This window comes from Vibrio sp. KUL78 (assembly GCF_059725505.1).
This window is the reverse complement of the sequence record NZ_AP045838.1, coordinates 1524196-1542018: the sequence shown is the minus strand read 5'-3', so window position 1 is coordinate 1542018 and position 17823 is coordinate 1524196. Positions and strand designations below refer to the sequence as shown.

14 protein-coding genes and 2 pseudogenes are annotated in these 17823 nt (G+C 49.2%); 11 read left to right on the top strand and 5 right to left on the bottom strand.

Translation table 11 applies throughout. The annotated features are described in order from the left end of the window. Positions 1 to 88 precede the first annotated feature (88 nt). Together AC6I8Y_RS23385 and AC6I8Y_RS23380 are read right to left on the bottom strand one after the other, a co-directional pair. On the bottom strand, positions 89 to 1138 hold the full coding sequence (locus AC6I8Y_RS23385; RefSeq protein ID WP_394150478.1) for a polyamine ABC transporter substrate-binding protein: 1050 nt from the start codon (positions 1136 to 1138) through the stop codon (positions 89 to 91). A 154-nt stretch (positions 1139 to 1292) separates the two neighbouring features. Beyond that, positions 1293 to 2549, bottom strand: a complete 1257-nt coding sequence (locus AC6I8Y_RS23380) for an NAD(P)/FAD-dependent oxidoreductase (protein WP_498021899.1) — start codon at positions 2547 to 2549, stop codon at positions 1293 to 1295. Between the two features lie 110 nt (positions 2550 to 2659). Between AC6I8Y_RS23380 and AC6I8Y_RS23375 the strand changes: the two genes are divergently transcribed. From AC6I8Y_RS23375 to AC6I8Y_RS23330, 10 genes and pseudogenes are all read left to right on the top strand, one after another. After that, positions 2660 to 3661 (top strand): 4-hydroxyproline epimerase, encoded by a 1002-nt coding sequence (locus AC6I8Y_RS23375; RefSeq protein ID WP_498021898.1) that lies wholly within the window; start codon positions 2660 to 2662, stop codon positions 3659 to 3661. Between the two features lie 20 nt (positions 3662 to 3681). Further along, positions 3682 to 5200 (top strand): annotated as a pseudogene (locus tag AC6I8Y_RS23370) (aldehyde dehydrogenase (NADP(+))). Between the two features lie 137 nt (positions 5201 to 5337). Then, the gene (locus AC6I8Y_RS23365; protein ID WP_042500159.1) at positions 5338 to 6012 is read left to right on the top strand and encodes a GntR family transcriptional regulator; all 675 of its coding nucleotides are present in this window, start codon (positions 5338 to 5340) and stop codon (positions 6010 to 6012) included. Between the two features lie 46 nt (positions 6013 to 6058). Further along, entirely contained in the window at positions 6059 to 6826 is a 768-nt protein-coding gene (locus tag AC6I8Y_RS23360; RefSeq protein WP_394149886.1) for a transcriptional regulator, read from the top strand. A gap of 184 nt (positions 6827 to 7010) precedes the next feature. Further along, the gene (locus AC6I8Y_RS23355) at positions 7011 to 8621 is read left to right on the top strand and encodes a peptide ABC transporter substrate-binding protein (protein WP_394149884.1); all 1611 of its coding nucleotides are present in this window, start codon (positions 7011 to 7013) and stop codon (positions 8619 to 8621) included. Between the two features lie 76 nt (positions 8622 to 8697). Next, positions 8698 to 9618 carry an oligopeptide ABC transporter permease OppB gene (gene oppB, locus AC6I8Y_RS23350; protein WP_042500145.1) on the top strand — a complete coding sequence of 307 codons (921 nt, stop codon included), beginning with the start codon at positions 8698 to 8700 and terminating at the stop codon, positions 9616 to 9618. Positions 9619 to 9626: 8 nt separating this feature from the next. Further along, entirely contained in the window at positions 9627 to 10574 is a 948-nt protein-coding gene (locus tag AC6I8Y_RS23345; protein ID WP_112460266.1) for an ABC transporter permease subunit, read from the top strand. An 11-nt stretch (positions 10575 to 10585) separates the two neighbouring features. Continuing rightward, complete coding sequence (locus AC6I8Y_RS23340; protein ID WP_394149881.1) at positions 10586 to 11590, top strand: ABC transporter ATP-binding protein; 1005 nt, start codon at positions 10586 to 10588, stop codon at positions 11588 to 11590. A 9-nt stretch (positions 11591 to 11599) separates the two neighbouring features. Continuing rightward, the gene (locus tag AC6I8Y_RS23335; RefSeq protein ID WP_498021895.1) at positions 11600 to 12598 is read left to right on the top strand and encodes an ABC transporter ATP-binding protein; all 999 of its coding nucleotides are present in this window, start codon (positions 11600 to 11602) and stop codon (positions 12596 to 12598) included. Beyond that, on the top strand, positions 12595 to 14379 hold the full coding sequence (locus tag AC6I8Y_RS23330) for an aminopeptidase P family protein (protein ID WP_498021893.1): 1785 nt from the start codon (positions 12595 to 12597) through the stop codon (positions 14377 to 14379). The genes AC6I8Y_RS23335 and AC6I8Y_RS23330 overlap by 4 nt, the downstream gene beginning before the upstream one ends. 147 nt (positions 14380 to 14526) lie before the next feature. On the opposite strand, the pseudogene AC6I8Y_RS23325 reads toward AC6I8Y_RS23330, so the two are convergent. From AC6I8Y_RS23325 to AC6I8Y_RS23315, 3 genes and pseudogenes are all read right to left on the bottom strand, one after another. Then, positions 14527 to 14646: pseudogene (locus tag AC6I8Y_RS23325) on the bottom strand (glutaredoxin); the annotation flags it as partial. A gap of 78 nt (positions 14647 to 14724) precedes the next feature. Further along, the gene (locus AC6I8Y_RS23320; protein ID WP_498021891.1) at positions 14725 to 15912 is read right to left on the bottom strand and encodes an MFS transporter; all 1188 of its coding nucleotides are present in this window, start codon (positions 15910 to 15912) and stop codon (positions 14725 to 14727) included. Between the two features lie 99 nt (positions 15913 to 16011). Then, the gene (locus AC6I8Y_RS23315) at positions 16012 to 16680 is read right to left on the bottom strand and encodes an SDR family oxidoreductase (protein ID WP_498021890.1); all 669 of its coding nucleotides are present in this window, start codon (positions 16678 to 16680) and stop codon (positions 16012 to 16014) included. Between the two features lie 121 nt (positions 16681 to 16801). Between AC6I8Y_RS23315 and AC6I8Y_RS23310 the strand changes: the two genes are divergently transcribed. Beyond that, positions 16802 to 17707: a LysR family transcriptional regulator gene (locus AC6I8Y_RS23310; RefSeq protein ID WP_394149874.1), complete on the top strand. Its 906-nt coding sequence runs from the start codon at positions 16802 to 16804 to the stop codon at positions 17705 to 17707. Positions 17708 to 17823 lie beyond the last annotated feature (116 nt).

Below are 17823 nucleotides of genomic sequence, written 5' to 3'. Positions count from 1 at the left end.
CCAACACTGTCGTCGCAAAAAATGGGGGAAGCGAACTTCACCAGTGTTGGGCCGTGCACCTTTTACGCTCGGTGGTCCAAACTTGTGGCTAATTCAGCAGCCAAGTATTGAACTCTTCATTTAGCTCGTCAGCGTAGTCAGACCACCACTCATCGTTAATCAAAAATGCGGTATCAAAGTTCCCCGGCGCGGTTGGCAAACTTGCTAGAATGTCCGGCGCAACTTTAGCTGACGAGGACTTACGAGTAGGTCCATAGGCCACATACTTAGCTTGCTCCGCTAGCGGCGTGGTGCCGGATGAAAACACGATAAAGTCGAGCGCTTTTTGTTTGTTTTTGCTGCCTTTTGGAATGGCCCATCCGTTCATATAACCAATTTGGCGATCCCAAATAATCTTGAATGGCTGACCTTCGTCTTTCGCTGCATTGTGAATGCGACCATTAAACGCAGAAGCAATCACCACCTCTTTGTCCGCCAACATTTGTGGCGGTTGTGCCCCCGTCGTCCACCAAAGTACTTGTTCTTTGATGGTGTCGAGTTTGGCAAATGCGCGAGCGCGGCCTTCCTCAGTTTCCAATAAATCGTAAACCTCTCCCGGCTCGACGCCGTCAGCAAGCAGCGCCCACTCTAAATTGCCTTGCGGCTGTTTTTGTAAGGCGCGACGACCTGGGAAGTTTTCCAGATCAAACAAGTCAACTAACTTGCTTGGCATGGCTTTACCTTTAAATGCCTCTTGGTTAACCGCAAGAATGGTTGATACGACTATCGTGTTCACCGCACATTCATGGATAGCACCATCAATAAAATCTTTCTCGGCAGGTGTACCGTCCTCACCTTTAGGAAGCATGCTCGGATCAAACGACTCTAGAAGACCCTCAGCACAGCCACGCACAATATCGGGCTTGTCCAAAGAGACCAGATCCCAGCGAACATTGTTGGCTTCCACCTGCGCTTTGATTTCAGCAAGACCACCACTAAAGTCTTCCGACACTATGGTGGTTCCGGTGCTAGCAATAAACGGCTTGTGATAGGCCTCTACTTGGCTTTTGGTAAATGCGCCACCCCAAGAAACCACCGTCAATTTATCCTCAGCGACAGCATTAAACGCCAATGATGCACTCACGGCAGTCAGCATCATGCTGGTTGGCACCAAGTGAAATTTAGACATTTTGTTCTCCTTTTTGTCCTGTTCCGAAAGGCATCTTGGTACGGCTTTGGACGCCTGTTTTTGTTAACCTTTAATTAACATAATAACGAAGTATATTTTATACAATATTAAATATTAAAATTTTTTAGCTAAATCGGCGTAGTGTGAATGGCGCCACATTTATCGAAGTTTGCTCATTGGTGATCAATTGGCTGACCAAATCCGCCGTAATCGCCGCCTGCGTAAGCCCAAGATGCTGATGCCCAAAAGCCAACACGATCTTGTCATCGCAGATCGTATCGATCACCGGCAAAGAGTCACTGGTTGATGGCCGCTCCCCCATCCAACGCTCACCTAGCGCGCGAGGATCAATTCCATCTTGCAGCATAATATCGCCCTGTTTTATCAACAGCTCGGTACGTTTATGATTGAAAGGAGCGGAAGGCGAGCCATACTCGACGGTGCCCGCTAATCGAAGGCCGTGCTTCATGGGGGTCATGATGAATTTTCGGTCTGCACTGCTCACCGCCATTGGTAATTCATGGTCAAACGTCTGCACCATGACATGGTAGCCACGTTCAGCTTGAATCGGCACTTTGATACCCGTTAAAGACGCCACCAGAGGCGCAGAATGAAGACCCGCAGCGAGCACAATGCGATCAAATGGTTGAGCACCATTTTCGGTGATGACTTCGCCTTGCTCCGTGAGCGACAGCACGCCTTTTTCGACAAATTTTCCGCCCAATTCTTGAAAGCGTTGATTGAGCGAAACGCAGAGCTCATAAGGCTCTATGGTATGTCCTGTGTTTGGAAAAAACACCCCATATCGAACCTGTAAACCAAGCTTCGGCAGCTTTCTTCGCAAACGAAGCTGATCCCAAATTTGGTACTCAACACCTGCTTGGTTAAAAGCATTGAGCGTCTCTTGATAGGACTCAAACAGGGCCTCGCTTTCAAACACGAGCAGAGAGCCATCGACCTTGATTAACCCCTCTTCCTTGATAGAACTCAGTAGTGTTTCCCAGCTCGGCAATGAATGCTGATTAAGCTCTGTCAACGCACGCGTCGACGCATCAAATGACCGTTTTCTGGAACTAAAAAGGAAGCGAATCATCCATGGCAAAGTGCTCAACACATCTCGCCAGCGGATGGATAATGGGCTTTGCGGCGAAAATAACATACTGGGAATTTGTTTAATTGTATTGGGTGAAGCAAGGGGAAAAACTTGCTCTGTTGCGATGTGTCCCGCGTTGCCTTTTGAGCATCCTTGCGCGGCACCTTGGGGATCAAAAATCGTCACATTGAAACCGAGCTGCTGTAATTTCAGCGCCGACGTGATACCGATAACTCCCGCGCCGATCACGGCGACATTCTGTTGAGTTGATCCTTGTTTAGCGGTCATGATCTTGCTCCGTGTCACACTTCATAAAATAAATTGTATAAAATATATTTAACATCAAAGTAACATTGCTAGAGTGTAATTCAACCAATTTCTTATCAGAGGATCTGAAAATGAGACAAGGCACGTTTTTCTGTATTGATGCCCATACGTGTGGCAATCCGGTGCGACTCGTCGCTGGCGGTGTTCCCCCCTTGCAAGGCTCCACCATGAGCGAAAAGCGCCAGTACTTTATGGAAAACTTAGATTGGATCCGTCAGGCGTTGATGTTTGAGCCACGCGGCCATTCCATGATGTCGGGTTCCGTCGTGCTGCCACCATGCAGTGACAATGCCGATGCCTCAATTCTGTTTATCGAGACCAGTGGATGCTTGCCCATGTGTGGCCACGGCACCATTGGCACTGTTACTTCTGCCATTGAAAACAAGCTGATCCATCCAAAACAGCCGGGTAAGTTGATCCTTGATGTGCCAGCAGGGCAAATTCGCATCGACTATCAAATGCAAGAGGACAAAGTCACTTCCGTTAAGATCTATAACGTGCCTGCCTACCTTGCTCATCGAGATGTGGAGGTTTACGTGGAAGGTATGGGAGAGATAAGCGTCGATGTCTCCTACGGCGGTAACTACTACGTGATTGTCGATCCACAAGAGAATTACCCGGGACTCGAACACTACTCCCCCGATGAGATTTTGATGCTCAGCCCCAAAGTTCGCCAAGCGGTGTCTGAAGCAGTGGAATGCGTGCACCCCGACGACCCAACCGTGAAAGGGGTCTCCCACGTCCTTTGGACGGGTACCCCAACCCAGCCAAATGCCACGGCGAAGAACGCTGTGTTTTATGGCGATAAAGCCCTCGATCGCTCCCCTTGTGGCACGGGTACCAGTGCACGTATGGCACAGTGGCACGCCAAAGGACTGCTCAAACCCGGTGATGATTTTATCCATGAAAGCATCATCGGCAGTCTATTTCATGGCCGAATTGAATCAGAGACCACGGTCAATGGCCGCCCCGCGATTCTACCGAGCATCGAAGGATGGGCGCAGGTTTACGGACACAACACAATTTGGATTGATGACAACGACCCATACGCTTACGGATTTGAAGTCAAATAACAACAAAGGAAACGACCACCATGCTCAAGCCCCCTACATTTCAAGCCATTAACGCCTTCACTGGTGAGCCCCTATCAGATGACTTTCCCGTTCATGGTAAGCAGGATGTGGATGTCGCCTGTGAAAGTGCCCATGCGGTAGCCCGATCATTTCGCCAACTCAGTGCCGATAAGCGAGCTCAGCTTCTCGACACGATTGCCGGAAAACTAGAACAAAACGCCAGTGTCATTGCCGAGCGTGCACACCTAGAAACGGCATTACCTATAGTCAGGCTGAATGGCGAGATTGGCCGCACCGCCAATCAGTTGCGCTTATTTTCTGAGGTATTAAGACAAGGTGCTTGGTCACGTGCCACTTTGGATACCCCAAACCCAGAGAGAACGCCTCTGGCAAAACCTGACATTCGCAAGCAGCACATTGCTATTGGCCCTGTTGCCGTCTTTGGCGCATCCAACTTTCCGTTAGCCTTCTCAGCGGCTGGCGGCGATACCGCATCGGCACTTGCTGCAGGATGCCCAGTGATTGTTAAGGGTCACAGCGCTCACCCCGGAACCAGCGAGCTGGTTGCCAAATGTATCGAGCAAGCGCTCACCGATTGCGAACTGCCTCAAGCCATCTTCACATTATTACAAGGTAATCAGCGCGAACTTGGTACATCGTTAGTGACCCATCCAAGGATTCAGGCGGTTGGATTTACTGGCTCAGTCTCTGGCGGTCGTGCCTTGTTTGATCTTGCTCAGCAGCGCGCGGTCCCCATTCCATTCTATGGTGAGCTGGGTGCCATCAACCCAACCTTTATTCTGCCTTCAGCGCTCGATGATCCGCAGCAACTTGCTGAGCAGTATGTTCAATCGATGACATTAGGTAGCGGTCAGTTTTGTACTAAGCCGGGGGTGGTATTTGTTGTCGATAGTGACCCTGCCAGCGCGTTTATTGAGTCCGCTCAGACACTGCTTCTTGCGCATGCACCGCATACTTTACTCACCCCTAGCATTCGCAATAGCTATTGTGAGCAAAGCAAACTACGAGCAAGTGAAGCGGGATTGATGTGCACCACCCAAGACCAAGGTTTTGCCGAGGTCACAAGTGCACTGTTTGTTACCGACAGCGACGCATGGCGCGCCAATCCGCAGTGGGAAGAGGAAATTTTCGGCCCGCAATCCATGGTAGTGATGTGCAAAGATGTCGATGACATGTTGGCCATCAGTGAAACGCTCGCAGGATCGTTGACTGCAACACTTCACACCCAAAAAAGCTGACTACCCCGCTGCGAATCAGCTACTGGCTCGACTCGAAGAGATAGCCGGTAGAGTCGTATTTAATGGCTGGCCAACGGGGGTAGAGGTGAGTTACGCCATGGTTCATGGTGGCCCGTATCCTGCCTCGACTAATGCAGCCTCGACCTCAGTCGGTGCAAGCGCCATCGAGCGCTGGCTCAGACCTGTTGCCTATCAAGCACTCCCCGATGCCCTATTGCCTGAAGCGTTAAAATCAGACAACCCATTGTCGGTGCCGCAACACTTTGACGCGCTTGGTTAATAACTGTTCAAAAAGGCACCGACTGGTGCCTTTATTGCCTCGCGCTTCTCATAATAGTGGCAATCTAATCGGAACCGTCGCCAAATTCGCTACACTCAGTGTATATTGGATAAAATATCTTTTTCTTGGAGACTTGGATGTCACAAAAGCCCGTTTTTAAAACTCGAACTCAATTGGTAGAAGAGGCCATTCGTACGCAAATCCTCAAAGGTGAACTGCAAACTGGACAGCCCCTCAGACAAGACGCCTTGGCCAAAGAGTTCAATGTTAGCCGCATTCCCGTGCGTGAAGCACTGGTTCAACTCGAAGCTCAAGGGCTGGTTAGCTTTGAAGCACATAAAGGTGCCACGGTGACTGAGCTTTCACCGGATAAAATCGATGAGCTATTTGAACTGCGAGCTGTCATTGAATGCCACATCCTTGAACGCGCGATTCAAAACATGACAGAAGACGATCTGGCCCGAGCTCAACAAGTTCGCGAGCGTTTTGAAAGTGTGGTCAACAGCGGTGATGAAGTCGAAGAGTGGAGCAACTACAACTTTGAGTTCCACAAAGCGCTTTACAGTCCAGCCAACATGCCGGAAACCATGGATGTGATCAGTAATCTCAACACCAAATGCGATCGCTATATTCGCTTGCAGCTGCTGTTCACGACAGGCATTAAAAAAGCAGAAGATGAACACTTAGCGCTGTTCGATATGTGCCGAAACAAAGACGTCGACGGCGCAAAATATCTGTTGAAAAAACACATTATCGAAGCAGGTAACGCCATTCGCGATCTGCTGCTTGAGAGGCAAAATACGCCAGCTTAAAGCAAGCTGGCAAGTGACATTAGACTCGCTTGGGAGGTAAGCAAGGATGCATGTAGGACCTCGATTTATACTTGCGGCGATCCGCAAAAAACTCAAAGACGAAAGACTGGGGTACAGTGCGCTTTCCGAAAAGACCGGTATCCCACTGTCTACCATTAAACGTCATTTGCACAGCCCAACATTAGGTCTAGACAAGATCTTAATGTATGTGAACTATCTTAATACCGACCTAGTAGAGCTTTCCAAGATCGCCAATCAAATACAGCATGAAAATGCGCAAATGATTGGCGGCGATCTCAGTGAGCTGTTTCTTGAGCACCCTTACTTGCTCGACTTTGTCTACATGCTTACCGCTCGGAACATTGCTCCAGAAGAGATAGCCAAAACCTACAACCTCGATGACACCAGCCTGCGCTTCTATCTGCGCATCGCAGAGATCCTTGGCTACATCGAAGATTATGGCGACGGCGTCATCTACCAGTCAGGCAGCCGTTTTCTCACTGAAGAAGGCTCAGAGTTAGACTCCCTATTTCGACAGCGCTTCCAAGATGAATCCCTATCCCACCCTATAGCACCGAGCTTTTGCATTGGCCGCATCCGACTGACGCAAACCCAGCGCGAGCAACTTGAGGAAGACTTTTACGCCAAGCTGATCGAACTCAACGCGATCAACAATTCCAATGAAGAGGGGGAGCAAACCAACGTGCTCATGCGCTTTACCCCAGGCACACAAATCTTGTTTTCCGATGGCTTGCCGAATATTGACGGGGGACTGCTTAAAGAGGTATCTGCTCGATTTGCAGGGGGCAATTAATTGCATCAGAATCTATGCCTAAACTAACTTTGGAACCTTCTAATCTCAATTAGTCTCAAAAACTAAGCCCTAGCAGCCTAGCAAGCGACCCTTTGTTAATGTCATGTTAACATTTTATTGCGAGCACATTTTATACAATATACCTTTCTCCTTGTGATAACGAACCAAACACAACGAGGAAGTGATGAAAAAGACCAAGCTACTGATGTTAGGAACGCTCGTCGCCAGTGTGCTCGCGACGGGGGCAATAGCAAAACCCTACCCACAAGGCACGCAACTTGCGCCTGAACAATCAATCACGCTCAACAACGGGGCGGAAGTCACCTCAATTGATCCTGCAAAGCAAGCTGCTGAGCCGGCGTTTAACCTCGGGCGTGACCTATTTGAAGGGCTCACCGTACAGGACAAGCAAGGCCGTACGATTCCAGGTATTGCAAAATCTTGGAGTGCCAATGCCGACAATACGGTCTACACCTTTAACCTGCGTGAGTCTAATTGGTCAAATGGCGAGGCATTAACGGCTCACGATTTCGTCTACAGCTGGCAGCGTCTGCTGAACCCAGAAACGGCCTCCCCTTACGCTTGGTTTGCAGCAATCCCGAAAATCAAAAACTCGGCGAATATTATGGCTGGCAAAGCCGAACCAGATACTTTGGGCGTGCGCGCCATTGATGACCTAACGTTCGAAGTCACCCTTGAGCAGCCAGTGCCGTTTTTTATTAAGTTGCTAAGCCATCCCGTTTTAGCGCCAGTGCATCAAGCCACCGTTGAAAAGTACGGCAGCGAATGGACTCAGCCTGCCAATATCGTTACCAACGGCGCTTTCAGCGTTGAGAGCTGGAAAGTGAATGAGAAGATGGTGATGAAGAAAAACCCACACTATTGGGACGCCGGCAACGTAGTACTTGAAGAGATCACTTGGCTACCCATTGGGGATGCGAACGTCTCACTCAACCGTTACCTAGCAGGTGAAATTGATGAAGCGCTGTCGATTCCATCGGCACAAAAAAATAAGCTTCTCAAGCAATTCCCAGAGCAAGTTGCGGATACCAGTGCATCACTCGGCTCTACGTTCTACTACCTCAACACCGAAAAAGGGCCAACCAAAGATGTTCGCGTTCGAACGGCGCTCTCCTACGCCATCGACCGCAGCATTCTGACCAATGCGATTTTGAAAAATGGCGGCATCCCTATGTTTACGCTAGTACCACCACAAACCGATGGTTATCGCAGCCACACGCCTGAGTTTGCTAACTGGACGCAGCAAGAGCGTAATCAAAAGGCGAAGCAGCTTCTGGCTGATGCGGGGTATGGCAAAGACAACCCGCTTAAACTCACCTTCACGGTTCCAACTTTTTCTAATGATGTGAAGATGGCGACTGCGATGGTAGGAATGTGGAAAAGTGTGTTGGGCGTACAAGTTGAAATCCAGCAGCTCGAGCCAAAGGTGTTTTACGCACTAAAAGATCCGGGCAACGTCAGCCGAGGAGGCTGGACAGCAGACTACAACGAAGCATCGACTTGGTTAGATATCTTTGTCTCCACTGGTGAGTACAACGATTCTAAATTCAACAATGCGCTCTACGACAAGCTCATGAATGAATCGAAAGTCATGGCGGATCCATCGCAAGCTTACATCGAAGCGGAAACGCTACTCATTGACGAGATGGCCATCATTCCCGTTTACCGCCCTGGTAATGACCAGTATCTGGTGAAGCCTCATATCGGAGGCTACGAGCGCACCAACCCTGAGTCTTCTTATTACCGCAAGAACGTCTACGTCACAGCACATTAAGACACCACTTTTGGGTCGACCTAACAGCAACGTCATAGCACGTAGGTAGGCCCTTTTTTCTATATTGGAGACGATTATGTTGTGGTACATCCTTCGGCGTCTTTGCATCGCCATCCCTACCCTACTCTTTATCGCCCTAGTCTCGTTTTGGCTGATGCACATTGCACCCGGTGGCCCGTTTGATATGGAGCGCCCAATGCCAGAAGTAGTGCGTGCCAACATCGAGGCCAAATTTCATCTCAACGAACCCTTTTTGATTCAATACGGCATCTATATCAAAAATTTCCTTCAAGGTGACTTAGGGCCGAGTTTTGTTTATCAGGACTTCACCGTAACTCAGTTGGTCGCTCAGTCATGGCCAGTGTCTGCAGTATTGGGCGTGTTGTCATTTTGTATCTCAGTACCGGTCGGGATGATATTAGGTACGCTGGCTGCCTTAAATCGTAACAGTCGTTTGGATTATTTTTTGATGTCGCTATCAATGACAGGCGTCGTGATCCCCGCCTTTGTACTCGCGCCGGTGTTAGTGACCATTTTTTCGATTCATTTAGGTTGGCTCCCTGCTGGCGGCTGGGAAAATGGCGCGGCTGCATTTCTAGTATTGCCGGTGCTCAGTTTGGCGATTGGATCGGTGGCCAGTATCGCTCGTGTCATGCGCGGCGCGATGATAGAGACGCTGAATCAACCTTATATTCGCACCGCACAAGCGAAAGGTCTTTCCACCAGCTACATTCTGTTTCATCACGCGCTAAGGCCGTCATTAATCCCTGTCGTAGCAATGCTTGGCCCTGCGTTCGTTGCTGTGGTTACTGGCTCGGTGATCATCGATATCTTTTTTGGTACTGGCGGCATGGGTCAGCACTTCGTATCGGGCGCACTCAACCGAGACTATGGGCTGGTTATGGGAATCACGCTTATCGTCGCTTCTCTGACCATACTGTTCAACTTAATTGTCGATATCTTATACACAGTGATTGACCCGCGAATTAACGTCTAGGAGGCACCATGATCACCACAAAAAAACTCGATGCCTCTCAATTTTCCGAGCAGGTCATCAACCATATTGAAACCAGTCAAATGGAAGCCGTCGAAGGTCGCAGCCTTTGGCAAGATGCGTGGAGCCGGTTTCGAAAAAACCGCGCTGCGATGACCTCCATTTATCTGCTCGCTTTTATCGTGCTATGCATAACCGCAGGGCCACACCTGACCCCATTTAGCCATGATGAAATCGATTGGAACGTGGTATCAGACCCGTATGAACTGGGTAAGCCATCAATCAGCTCGCAGCACTACTTTGGCACCGATGACTTGGGGCAAGACCTGTTCGCTCGCACCATGAAAGGCGGTCAGCTCTCTATCATGGTGGGCTTTATGGGCGCCCTTGTCGCAGTAGTTATCGGCACTATTTGGGGCAGTATCTCCGGCTATCTTGGCGGTGTCGTCGATAGTGTCATGATGCGAGTCATCGAAATCCTCGATTCCGTCCCCTTCATGTTCATGGTGATCCTCTTTGTCACTCTGTTTGGCAACAATATCTACCTGATTTTTGTTGTGATTGGCATGGTCTCTTGGTTGGGTATCGCTCGCGTGGTTAGAGGCGTGACCTTCAGTATTAAAAAACGTGAGTTTATAGAAGCGGCACACTCAATTGGAGTCTCAAGGCTCACTATAGTGAGGCGCCATGTTTTGCCCAATGTACTTGGCATTGTCATGGTCTACTCCTCTTTGATGGTGCCGGGTTTCATCATGTTTGAATCGTTTTTGAGCTTTTTGGGTCTCGGCGTTCAACCGCCAGATACTAGCTGGGGCATCTTGATTGCCGAAGGTGCAAAAACCATCGATGTCGCCTTGTGGCAACTGCTGTTTCCATCGGCTTTTTTAGTCGCCACCTTGTTCTGTTTTAACTTCATTGGTGATGGTCTTCGCGACGCACTTGACCCTAAAGACCGCTAGGAATGCACATTATGACGATATTAACGGTAAACAATATGAACGTTGAGTTTGCAACGCCTGACGGTACGGTCAAGGCGGTCAACAATCTCAGCTATAGCATCAGTGCTGGCGAGACTTTAGGTATTGTCGGCGAATCAGGCTCAGGCAAAAGCCAATCAGTATTCGCGCTCATGGGGCTGACGGCTCACAATGGCAAGGTGTCTGGCGAGGCCAACTTGCATGGCGAAAACCTATTGTCGATGTCTAAACGACAGCTCAACCACATTCGAGCAGAGAAGATTAGCATGATCTTTCAAGACCCGATGACCTCACTCAACCCATTCATGAAAATCGGCAAGCAGCTTTGCGAAGTACTGATCATTCACAAAGGACTGTCGCGCACTGAAGCACAAGCCGAATCAATTCGGATGCTTGATGCTGTGCGTATTCCCTCTCCGGAGACTCGCCTGAATCAATACCCTCATGAGCTTTCAGGCGGCATGCGCCAACGGGTAATGATTGCGATGGCGCTGCTATGTCGTCCAGAGCTGTTGATTGCTGATGAGCCAACAACGGCGCTAGATGTGACGGTGCAGGCGCAAATCCTGTCCCTCTTGCGGGAGCTGCAACATGAGTTTAATACCGCTATTTTGCTCATTACCCATGACATGGGCGTCGTGGCAGAAATGTGCGACCGAGTACTGGTGATGTACGGCGGCAACCGCATGGAGCAAGCGGATACTGAAAGCTTGTTTGCTCACCCAGCACACCCTTACACCCAAGGGCTGCTCAACGCCATTCCATCGGTAAGCGAAGATATGGATCGCCTACCGACCATTCCGGGCAGTCCACCCAGCGCGCTGATTAACCATAAAGGCTGCCCATTCAAAGAGCGCTGCCAACACTATAAGCCAGAGTGCAGCGCCTCCATGCCTGCGTTTTTGCCGATTTCTCAGCAGCAAGCGATCGCTTGTCACGTCGCTGGACAGCAAACCGTGACCCCACTTTTTAATCAGCCTACAACTCAGTTGGCCTAAGGAGATAGTATGCAACGCAAAGAGATACTATTAGCGGCGCAAGATCTGCAAGTGCACTTTACGGTCAAAAAGCACCTTATCGCCAGCAAACGTAAGGTAGTTAAAGCCGTCAATGGCATTGATCTTGATGTTTTTCGCGGCGAAACCTTAGGAATTGTGGGCGAATCTGGCTGCGGCAAATCGACACTTGCGCGCGCACTGCTGAGATTGATCGAACCAACTCACGGTGATCTCATCTGGAAAGGTGAAGACATGCGCGCATTTGGTAAAGCCGAACTTGCTCGCCGCCGCCGTGAATTTCAAATGGTATTCCAAGATCCCTCTGCCTGTTTGAACCCAAGACTAACCATCGCAGAGTGTATTGCCGAACCGCTGCTCACCCACGAGCCTCAGCTCAAGCGCCAAGAAGTGGAACGACGTGTCATTGCCATGATGGACAAAGTCGGACTATTGGCAAGCCAGCGTAATCGCTATCCCCATGAGTTTTCAGGCGGTCAATGCCAGCGCGTCGGCATTGCAAGAGCGCTGATCCTCAATCCTGATCTTGTCGTGTGTGATGAGCCAGTGAGCGCATTGGATGTTTCGGTTCAAGCCCAGGTCATCAACTTACTCGATGACTTAAAAAAAGAGATGGGCTTGACCCTAGTCATGATTGCCCACGATCTGAGTGTGGTTCGACATATCAGCGATCGCGTGATGGTGATGTATCTTGGCAAACCGATGGAAGTAGGACATTATCAGCAAGTGTTTGATGAGGCTAAACACCCCTACACCAAAGCACTCCTTTCCGCAGTGCCCATCGCCAATCCGACACTCGCCAAAGCGCGCAACATTCAACTTTTGAGCGGAGATTTACCTTCCCCACTCAATCCGCCGAGCGGCTGCGTATTTAGGACTCGCTGCCCAGATGCAACGGAACAATGTGGACAGCAACCACCCACGAAAACGGGTAACCAGCATCACCATATTTTTTGTACTCACTCGACATTAGGAACGTCCCCTGTATGAAACAGAATCCAATTTGTGAGCGATTAGCTCTTCTGCGCAATGCCATGAAACAGCGTGGCTACAGCGCGTATATCGTCACCAATAATGATCCACACAACAGCGAATACTCAGCGGCTCATTGGCTAGCGCGCAGTTGGATCTCTGGCTTTACTGGCTCAGCGGGTGATGCCGTGGTCACCGCTCAAGGTGGCGGGGTATGGACAGATGGCCGTTACTATATTCAAGCTGAGGAGCAACTATCCGGCACTAGCTTGTCACTGTTCAAAGCAAAAGAAGCGGAAACGCCATCCATTGCCAAATGGCTGGCACAAACGCTACCGACACAGTCAGTGGTCGGTGTTGATGGCCGCTCTATCAGCTACGCGTTCTATCAGCAGCTTGAGCAAGAGCTGACCCCGAAAGGCATTCGCATTGAGCTTGCTGACATCCTAACGCCGATTTGGCAACAGCGACCGCTACGCCCACAAGCGCCTATCTTCAGTCATGACATCGCCTATGCCGGTGAGTCGGTGGATGACAAGCTCACTCGACTGCGCGACTACCTGCGCGACGAGGATGCCCAAGCGCTCTTAGTCTCAACTCTTGACGATGTCATGTGGAGCCTAAACATTCGTGGCGCCGACACGCCATATTGCCCGATTTCAGAAGCTTACTTACTGGTTACTGCGCAAAGCTGCCATTTATTCATCGACCGATTAAAAATCAATGCCGCGCTTGAAAAGCAGCTGCTAGATGCAGGTATTGTGACGCTCGACTACGGCAAAGTCTCAGACACCATCAACTTGCTACCAAGCAAAACCAAGCTTCACTTTAGCTCAACCAATACTGACAGCCTGCTCGCCAGCTCGATTAATCTGACCATTTCATTAGTCGATACCCCATGTGTCGTCACCAAAATGAAGGCGCAGAAGAGCCCAACAGAACTGGCTTCCATGGAGCAAACCCTAATTCAAGATGGCGTGGCCATGGTGCGCTTTATGCACTGGCTAGAGCAGCAAGTTCCAAGTGGTCAAGTGACAGAACTGGCAGCAGAGCAGCAGCTACAAGGCTACCGCAAGCAGCTTGATGGCTATCTTTCAGACAGTTTTAGGACCATTGCAGGCTTTGCAGAACATGGCGCCAAAATGCACTATGCTGCCAACGAACAAAGCAATGCGACCGTCGATGAGAGCAATCTGTTTTTGGTCGACTCTGGCGGCCAATATCCGGGTGGCACCACTGATATTACCCGTACTTTCCATTACGGCCAGTCAACTGAGCAGCAGCGTGTCGATTACACCTTGGTACTCAAAGCTGTTATCCGTCTGACGACCGCGCAGTTCTTAAAAGGCACCACAGGAGCGAACCTCGATATTCTCGCGCGAGGCGTACTCTGGCAGCATGGCATTGACTATAAATGTGGTACTGGTCATGGTGTGGGCGTCTGCTTGAACGTGCACGAAGGGCCGCAAAACTTCTCTCAAAACATCAAAGAAGTGGCGCTAGAGCTTGGCATGGTGATCACCAACGAACCTGGTGTTTATCGTGAAGGCGAATACGGTATTCGCATTGAAAACATCATGAAGGTAGTACCGCGCACCTCAAACGAGTTTGGTGAGTTCTATGGCTTTGAAACCATCACCATTGCGCCAATTGCAACCAATCTTTTAAACCTAGAAATGCTCGAGTCCACAGAGCGCTCATGGCTCAATAACTATCATCAACAAGTGTTCGAATTGCTATCGCCATATCTTGCTGGCGATACGCTCGATTGGCTCGAGGACGCGACGCGTCCGGTTTAATCAATTCCTCTCCCATGTTCCTTTCACGTGTTAGCCAGATGAAAGCAAGCTCTGATGGCTAGTGAAGAAAGGTTTGCCAGCGCAAGCTGGCTTTTTTGTTTCGCGGAAATTTATCTAGGGTTGGAAATTAGTATAATTGCGCGGTTTATTTGCGCAGTTGTTCTGACGAGCCGTGATATTGATGACGTCGAGTTGGATATTCAGCATGCCAGCAACATAGCGGACGCGAGCACTGAGTGGGCAATATTCGTAACTGTAGAATTTCATAGTGTTTTCCTAGTGATTTAATTGGGTAGCCCTCTTGTTCGGGAGGCATTAAGTTAGGGCTACCAGGTGGGGATGAAATTAGTTATTGAAGCTTGGTGTTAGCTCAGTTCGTTTGCTTTCTTGGCGGTTCGCCTTCGCGATGAATAGCAACCCAATCAGTGGAACAATGATGGCTGCGTAAGGGATCATGCCAGCGCCCATTTGGCTATCGAGCACCATGCCACCTAAGAATCCACCAAAGGCATTGGCTAAGTTGAACGCAGAGATATTTGCCGTCGCTGCTAACTCTTGACCTTCACCACCGTGTTTCATTACTCGAAGCTGCATTGCTGGTACGTTAGCAAATGACGCAATACCAAATACAAAGGCGGTAGCAATAAACAAAACTTTGCTCTCTACAGTTAGGCCGACCAATACCAGTGACACAATCATCGCGATAGCCCAGAACATAGACGCTTTTTGTAGGTTTTTATCTGATGAACGACCACCAATGGTGTTGCCAACAATCAGACCTACTCCAACGATAACCAAAATCCAAGTCACAGCACTTTCACCAAAGCCAGAGATGTGCATGGCGATAGGGGCGATGTAGCCATACAGAGTCATGAATCCCGACCAAGCAAATACGGTGATCGCAAGACTGATAATTAGCATTGGGTTTTTGAACGCAGCTAGTTGTGCTTTGACATCTTTTGCTTCGCCATGACCGGTGGGTTTGATCACTGAAGTGATAAAGAACAGGGCCACTAAACCAAAAGCTGCAACGGTCAAGAAAGTGGTGTGCCAGCCGAATTGCAAGCCAATCCAGGTACCTCCAGGTACACCTAAAACGTTAGCCAGCGTTAAGCCAGCGAACATCTGTCCGACCGCACGACCTGCCATTTTTTCTGAAACCAAATTGGTCGCTACCACAGCACCGATGCCGTAGAAAGGACCTTGAACCAAACCCGTGATCACTCGGCTGACCATCAATACAAAGTAGTTCGGTGCGAAAGCGGACAATACGTTGCCGAAAATAAACAGCACCATTAGCCCAGCAAGTACGGCTTTCTTGTTAAAACGTGCCAAGTAAATCGTAAGTAGCGGACCGCCAAACACAATGGCAAGTGCGTAGGCACTGATTAGGTAACCAGCTTGTCCTTCCGTGATGGACAAAGAGTTGGCGACTTGAGGAAGGATTCCTGCAATAACAAATTCCGCGGTACCGATAGCAAAAGCTGCAAGCGTTAGGATCCATACCTGTAGCGGCATTTTTTCTTCATTCATTGGGAGTCTCTTTTTTTATTTCGTTTGAACCCATTGGTGCCATGCTTTTTTATTGATCTGGCACCTAGTTTTTATTTGCGGTTAGCTAAGCGTGTGTTGTTAGCCAAGCAGTGCGCCACCATCGACATCAATCACGGCGCCGGTCATGTAGCTGTTTTCAATCAGAAGTAAGTAAGCTTTTGCAACGTCACTTGCTTCGCCAACTTTGCCCACAAGTAAGCTATTTTGTGTGCGTTGGTACATTGCATTTCTATCGTCTTCGTTCATGCCTTGATATGCCTCGGTTATAGTTAAACTTGAGCTGACCGCATTTACTCGGATAGGAGCCAGTTCTTTCGCCAGTACTTGCGTGGTCGCTTCGATGGCCGCGTTGATGGCAGTTTTGACGTAGGTGTTAGCAACAACTTTGCGCGATAACATACCAGAGGTTAGCGTGATTGAGCCGCCTTTCTTGATGTAGCGAGCGCCATGTTTTGCCGCGTTGATTGTGCCCCAAAACTTGGTATCAAAAGCGTATTTTGCCTGGGAAACTTCTACATCCACCACTTTTCCTGCCGGAGCATGAGTTCCTGCTGTGACGATCAGGTGGTCAAAAGCTCCAAGGGTTTCGAAGTAGTGGTAAACAGACTGTTCATCGCTAATGTCTAACCCTGTTTTGCGGCTTGCTACGTGGACAACCGCATTGTCGCTTGTAAGTTGCTGGCTAAGTTCAGCACCAATACCTGACGTGCCACCTAGTACGACGTAGACAGTTTTTTCTGTTTTCATAGTTTGTTTCTCCAATCTCGTTTCGTTGGAGCCAGTATATTGATTGGATGAAATTTGATAATTGGGTAATATTTGAATTGATTATTCAGTTCCGCCGAATAATTAAATTTCAGGAGGTAATGTGGACAAGTTTTCGGATATGACGCTGTTTGTCAGCATTGTGAAGAACCAAGGATTGGCGGCGGCTGGCAGAGAACTCGGCTTATCGCCAGCAACAGTAACGGCAAGATTGCAGTCGCTGGAAGATCGTTATGGGGTGAAATTACTTAATCGTAGCACGAGGCATATCTCACTGACGGACTCTGGCGCTATGTACCATCAGGCATGCTTGGAAATCATCGACAGCGTCAAAGAGACGGAGAACTTACTCCAAACTGGCACCAAAGAAGTGCGCGGCACACTTAAAATCTCGGCTCCTCGTGATATTGGAAAGCAATACATTTCGCCAATACTGTCGGAATTTAGTCAGCTCTATCCCGATGTGATCCCTTATCTGTATTTGAACGATAACTTATCCAACTTAGCTGAGTCCGGTTTGGACTTCGTTATCCGATATGGGGAGCTAGCCGACAGCAACCTTATCTCTCGCAAACTGGCGTCCAGTCGCCGAGTCCTTTGTGCTTCTCCTCAGTATTTGGCAAAGAAAGGCACGCCGATCACGCCACACGATTTAGCACATCACGATTGTTTAGCCATGGTTCGCAGCAATGAAGAGTTGAAAACATGGCACTTTCAAGGTGAAGAGCAGCACAATGTTGTTACTGTCATACCGAAGCGTTTTTCTGATGATGGCGAAGTGATTCGTCAGTGGGCGTTAGATGGTGCGGGTATTGCGTTGAAATCGATTTTAGATGTACAAGAGGACATCAAACAGCAGCGTTTAGTGACAGTGTTAAATGGTTACATCAAGAACTTCAACTCATCGACCTCTTCTGCGGGCGCAGATTTGAACGTGATTTACCTGAGTCGCCAGTATCAACCCAAGCGACTTCGTTTGTTCTTGGATTTCTTGATTGAACGCTTTTAGCTAGGCTAAGTTGAGTAATGAAACTAGTTAAAAAGTGAGTTTCAAACCGCGCGGAGCGATCTACCGCTATAGAAATAATCCCAGCCACACCACAGCTGGGATCCTCCACCTCACAC

Coding starts and splice junctions, on each gene's coding strand:
- AC6I8Y_RS23320 (WP_498021891.1), bottom strand. CDS start 15,912: ATGAATGAAGAAAAAATGCCGCTACAGGTATGGATCCTAACGCTTGCA.
- AC6I8Y_RS23380 (WP_498021899.1), bottom strand. CDS start 2,549: ATGACCGCTAAACAAGGATCAACTCAACAGAATGTCGCCGTGATCGGC.
- AC6I8Y_RS23360 (WP_394149886.1), top strand. CDS start 6,059: ATGCATGTAGGACCTCGATTTATACTTGCGGCGATCCGCAAAAAACTC.
- AC6I8Y_RS23355 (WP_394149884.1), top strand. CDS start 7,011: ATGAAAAAGACCAAGCTACTGATGTTAGGAACGCTCGTCGCCAGTGTG.
- oppB (WP_042500145.1), top strand. CDS start 8,698: ATGTTGTGGTACATCCTTCGGCGTCTTTGCATCGCCATCCCTACCCTA.
- AC6I8Y_RS23345 (WP_112460266.1), top strand. CDS start 9,627: ATGATCACCACAAAAAAACTCGATGCCTCTCAATTTTCCGAGCAGGTC.
- AC6I8Y_RS23375 (WP_498021898.1), top strand. CDS start 2,660: ATGAGACAAGGCACGTTTTTCTGTATTGATGCCCATACGTGTGGCAAT.
- AC6I8Y_RS23335 (WP_498021895.1), top strand. CDS start 11,600: ATGCAACGCAAAGAGATACTATTAGCGGCGCAAGATCTGCAAGTGCAC.
- AC6I8Y_RS23315 (WP_498021890.1), bottom strand. CDS start 16,680: ATGAAAACAGAAAAAACTGTCTACGTCGTACTAGGTGGCACGTCAGGT.
- AC6I8Y_RS23330 (WP_498021893.1), top strand. CDS start 12,595: ATGAAACAGAATCCAATTTGTGAGCGATTAGCTCTTCTGCGCAATGCC.
- AC6I8Y_RS23365 (WP_042500159.1), top strand. CDS start 5,338: ATGTCACAAAAGCCCGTTTTTAAAACTCGAACTCAATTGGTAGAAGAG.
- AC6I8Y_RS23385 (WP_394150478.1), bottom strand. CDS start 1,138: ATGATGCTGACTGCCGTGAGTGCATCATTGGCGTTTAATGCTGTCGCT.
- AC6I8Y_RS23340 (WP_394149881.1), top strand. CDS start 10,586: ATGACGATATTAACGGTAAACAATATGAACGTTGAGTTTGCAACGCCT.